The following is a 4,076-nucleotide window of genomic DNA, read 5'->3' as shown; positions in this document are numbered from 1 at the left end:
GCCCAGGCCCCACCCCGCCGACATCGCCGTGACGTCACCGTTGTCGTACACGCCGTGGCGGCGTCATGAACGGCTTGCTCCGGCCCTCATGCGAGGTCGAAGGGCATGGGGGAGTGGTTCTCCCAGATCCGAAGTGAGGCCTGTTCGGGATAGGGCACGGTCTCGGACTCGGCGTCCAGGACGCGCGTGAGCCGCCCGTCAGGACGGTGAGCGGCCCATCCCGCGTCCCCCGTGCTGACGAACCGGACCCACGCCTGCCTGAACTCACGGGAGAGTGCGACGGCCTCGGCGGTGGGCTCGTCGCCGATGAGCTGCCTGCCGACAGGGCTGTCCAGTGTGCCGAACGCCAGCGGGACGTCCAGGCTGTGGCACGCGCCCAGCGCGCCGCCGAGGCCTGGGGCGTTCCAGCACAGTTCGAACAGGTACGAGGTGCCGCCGGCGGCGGTGTTCGCCTCGGCCAGTTTCTGCGACGGCATGCGGAAGAGGGCGTCGGAGTACACCGTTTCCATCAGCTCCTCCGCGCCGGCTTGCGCGAATGCCGCACGGTACGCCTGCGCGCCGTGTGGCGGCGGGGCGAGCAGTTCCAGTGCCGCACGAGTCTCCTGCTCGGTGAAGGTGCCCCGCCGTCCGCTGAGGACGCTGAACAGCCGGAATTCGTCCCGGGTGTGGCCGACGAGCAGTTCGATGCCGTTCGCGCGCCCGCCGGTCAGCGCGGACCACGGCATCTCGGGCAGGACCTCGCCGTCCACGACGGGGCACAGGGCGGTGCCGGTCTCCGTGAGCCGTCCCCAGCGCTCCCGGCGGGCGTGGAGGCCGGCGTTGAACGAGGTGAGCTCAGCGGCCAGGTGCCAGGGGTCGAGGTCGCGCCAGGCGGCCACGGTGGGTGCGGCCACGCCGATCCGGTCACCGAACGTGGCGGTGATCTCCCGTGCCAGCGCCGGAGTGCTGAACAGGCTCGGCACCGAGTGGGCGATGGCCCGCCGGAACAGTCCGCGCGCCGGCTTCATGGTCAGGAGTGCGGCGACCGACCCCGCCCCCGCGGACACCCCGGCCACCGTGACCTGCCCAGGATCGCCGCCGAACGCGGCGATGTTCCGCTGCACCCACTCCAGCGCCGCGATCTGGTCGAGGAAGCCGCGGTTGGGCGGCGCGTCGTCGAGGAACGCGAAACCCTCCGCGCCGACGCGGCAGTTGATGGTCACCACGACGATTCCCGCCCTGGCCAGCGCCGCCGGGTCGAACATCGGCTCGTTGGACGCCGCCGACACGTAGCCGCCCACCGGGATCCACACCAGCACCGGCAGCCCGGCAGCGCTCGGGTCGGGGGTGCCGACGTTCAGGGTCAGCCAGTCCGTGCCCTGCGGCGGACCCGTGTCGATCGGCAGGGACAGCGGCACCACCGGGCCGAACTCCGTCGCCTGCCACGTTCCCTCCCAGCCGAGCGGCGGGGCGGGCGCGGCGAAGCGGAGCGCTCCCACCGGGGGCTGGGCATAGGGGATGCCGCGGAACACCGCGTGTCCCTGCCGCCTGAGTCCCTGCACCACACCTTCCGTGGTCCGCACCGTTGGCTGTTCCGGCAGTCGTTCTGGCATGACGTCTCCTCTCTCCCGGGTGGGTTCAAGGTTATGGGTCAAGTGTATTATGTCAACTGTATGGGAAAGACTCGGGGAGACGAGGGGGAGGCCGGCGATGCCGAAACAGGTGGATCACCGCGGACGCCGCGAAGAGATCGCCCGCGCGCTGTGGCGGGTGGTGGCGCAGCGCGGCGTCGCGCACCTGACGATGCGGGTGGTTGCGCATGAGGCGGGCATCTCGCTCGGGCAACTGCAGCACTACTTCGCCTCCCGGGCCGCCATGCTCTCCTTCGCCATGGACTTCGCCTCGGAGCAGACCTCGCTGCGCGTCGAGCAGGGCCTGGAGGGGCTCGGTGACCGTCCGCACCCTCGCGACGTGTTGCGGGTGACGCTCGCGGAAATGCTCCCCCTGCACGCCGACGCCCGCGCGACCAGCCGCATGAGCGCCGCCTACGTCCTGGAGGCGCTGCACGACGAGGCCGTCCACGAGCAGGCGCGCCGCGGCCTCACCGGCGGACGGGCCCTCGTCGAGCGGCTGGTCCGCCAGGCGATCGCCGACGGCCACATCGACTCCGGACGCGACCCGGCGATCGAGACCAACCTGCTCCTCGCGCTCACCGGCTTCACCCCCCTGATCGAGCTGGACGTCATCAGCCCCGAGGACGCCCTCGCCGCGATCGACGTGCACCTGGACAGGCTGTTCGCGGGGAACGATCGGAGCGGGTGATCCCCGGTCCCAGGCCGTCCTGTGCGCGGCAATTGCATGCAATGTATGCAATCGCTAAGGTGTTCGGCATGCAGACCGATGTGGCGTGTGCTCGGCTGCGGGAGCTGATCCTCGACGGGGCCTACCCGCCCGGCTCCCGCCTGACCGAGCTGGAGGCCGCCGCCGTACTCGACATGAGCCGCACCCCGGTGCGCGAGGCCCTGCGCGCCCTGGCCGCCGACGGCCTGGTGCGTCCCACCGGACGTGGGGTGGTCGTGGTGGCGCTGGAGTCCGGCGATCTCGACGACGCCTACCAGGTCCGCGCCGCGCTGGAGGCGCTGACCGCCGAGACGCTGGCGATCCGCCACCGCGAGGGGCACGTCGCGCCGTCCGCGATGGCCGGGCTGCGCGAGCTGGCCGTCACGACGGCGGAGGCCACCGCGGAGGGCCGGCTGGCCGAGGCGGTCGGGCTCAACCGCCGCTTCCACCGGCGCGTCGCCGAACTGGCGGGCAACGCGATCGCGCTGCAGACGCTGGAGCGGATCTGGGACCAGATCCACGTCTCCACGCTGCGTTCGCTCGCTCCGCCCGCGCGCTCGGTGCACGTCTCCGACCAGCACGAACGGCTACTGGACGCGATCAGCGACGGCCGTTCCGACGACGCGGGCAGGATCGCACGCGAGCACGTATTGGACACCAGGGACACCACTGTCACCCGGCTCAACACCAGAGACATTCCGTGACTCGCCCCAACACCATGGACATCCCATGACCCGGCTCAATGCCAGAGGCAACCCGGTTCGGCATCAAGAACACCCCGTGATCCGGCTCGACACCGTAGACACCACCGTGACCTGGCCAGGCGCCGCTGTCACCCGTGAGGAAGGCTCCGCATGACCCGCACCCACGACTACCCCGTCACCGTGAGCTGGACCGGCAACCGTGGCACCGGCACCAGCTCCTACCGCGACTACGACCGGGCGCACCTGCTGCGCGCCGAGGGCCGGGCGGACATCGAGTCCAGCTCCGACCCGGCCTTCCGGGGCGACCCGTCCCGGTGGAATCCCGAGCAGCTCCTGGTCGGGGCGGCCGCGCAGTGCCACATGCTGTGGTACCTGCACCTGTGCTCGCTCAACGGGGTCGTGGTGACCGCCTACGAGGACCACGCCATGGGTTCCATGGCCGAGACCGCCGACGGTGGCGGCGCGTTCACCGAGGTGGTGCTGCGTCCGGAGATCACCGTCGCCGCGCCCGAGATGGTCGAGACGGCCGGACGCCTGCACGCCGACGCGCACAAGCTCTGCTTCATCGCCAACTCGCTCAACTTCCCGGTCAGGCACGAGCCGGTCATCAGGGTCGCATCCTGACCCCACGAGGCGTCGGCCCCGAGGTCCCCCGCCGGAGGCGCTGGCCCGCGTGAGGTGGTCTGATCCGCCCGGGGCGTCAGCCCGCTCCAGGTGCTGGGCTGCGTGAGGTGGGTCTGATCCGCGCGAGGCGCCAGCCCGCCCCAGGTGCTGGGCTGCGTGAGGTGGTCTGGATCCGCCCGAGGCGGCGGCCCGCCCCAGGTGCTGGGCTGCCCGATGTACTGGCCCGTCCGAGGTGGTCTGGATCCGCCCCGAGGTGGCGGTCCGCGCCAGGTGCGTTGGCCCGCGCGAGGTGTTGGCCCCGCCCATGTACCGGCCTGCCCATGGGTGGGTTGACTCGTCCGGTGTGCCGGCCCGCGCTAGGTGTCGGCCTGCGAGGTGCCGGCTCGCCCCATGTGCCGACCTTCCCCCACGTGTCGGACCACCCACGGG

Annotated in this window: 4 protein-coding genes; 3 read left to right on the top strand and 1 reads right to left on the bottom strand. The window is 71.7% G+C overall.

Translation table 11 applies throughout. The features are described from left to right. Positions 1–86 precede the first annotated feature (86 nt). A complete protein-coding gene (locus HII36_RS53660; RefSeq protein ID WP_217371094.1) occupies positions 87–1,592 on the bottom strand; it encodes a carboxylesterase/lipase family protein in 1,506 nt (501 codons plus the stop codon). A gap of 97 nt (positions 1,593–1,689) precedes the next feature. On the opposite strand from HII36_RS53660, the gene HII36_RS53655 reads away from it, so the two are divergent. From HII36_RS53655 to HII36_RS53645, 3 genes are all read left to right on the top strand, one after another. Then, entirely contained in the window at positions 1,690–2,301 is a 612-nt protein-coding gene (locus HII36_RS53655; protein ID WP_173531111.1) for a TetR/AcrR family transcriptional regulator, read from the top strand. 68 nt (positions 2,302–2,369) lie between these two features. After that, positions 2,370–3,023: a GntR family transcriptional regulator gene (locus tag HII36_RS53650; RefSeq protein ID WP_173531110.1), complete on the top strand. Its 654-nt coding sequence runs from the start codon at positions 2,370–2,372 to the stop codon at positions 3,021–3,023. 150 nt (positions 3,024–3,173) lie between these two features. Continuing rightward, a complete protein-coding gene (locus HII36_RS53645) occupies positions 3,174–3,647 on the top strand; it encodes an OsmC family protein (RefSeq protein ID WP_173531109.1) in 474 nt (157 codons plus the stop codon). The last annotated feature ends 429 nt before the right edge of the window (positions 3,648–4,076 follow it).

Source organism: Nonomuraea antri, assembly GCF_013283785.1.
Classification (GTDB): Bacteria; Actinomycetota; Actinomycetes; order Streptosporangiales; family Streptosporangiaceae; genus Nonomuraea; species Nonomuraea antri.
This window is presented reverse-complemented; position numbering and strand designations above follow the sequence as displayed.

Coding starts and splice junctions, on each gene's coding strand:
- HII36_RS53650 (WP_173531110.1), top strand. CDS start 2,370: ATGCAGACCGATGTGGCGTGTGCTCGGCTGCGGGAGCTGATCCTCGAC.
- HII36_RS53645 (WP_173531109.1), top strand. CDS start 3,174: ATGACCCGCACCCACGACTACCCCGTCACCGTGAGCTGGACCGGCAAC.
- HII36_RS53655 (WP_173531111.1), top strand. CDS start 1,690: ATGCCGAAACAGGTGGATCACCGCGGACGCCGCGAAGAGATCGCCCGC.
- HII36_RS53660 (WP_217371094.1), bottom strand. CDS start 1,592: ATGCCAGAACGACTGCCGGAACAGCCAACGGTGCGGACCACGGAAGGT.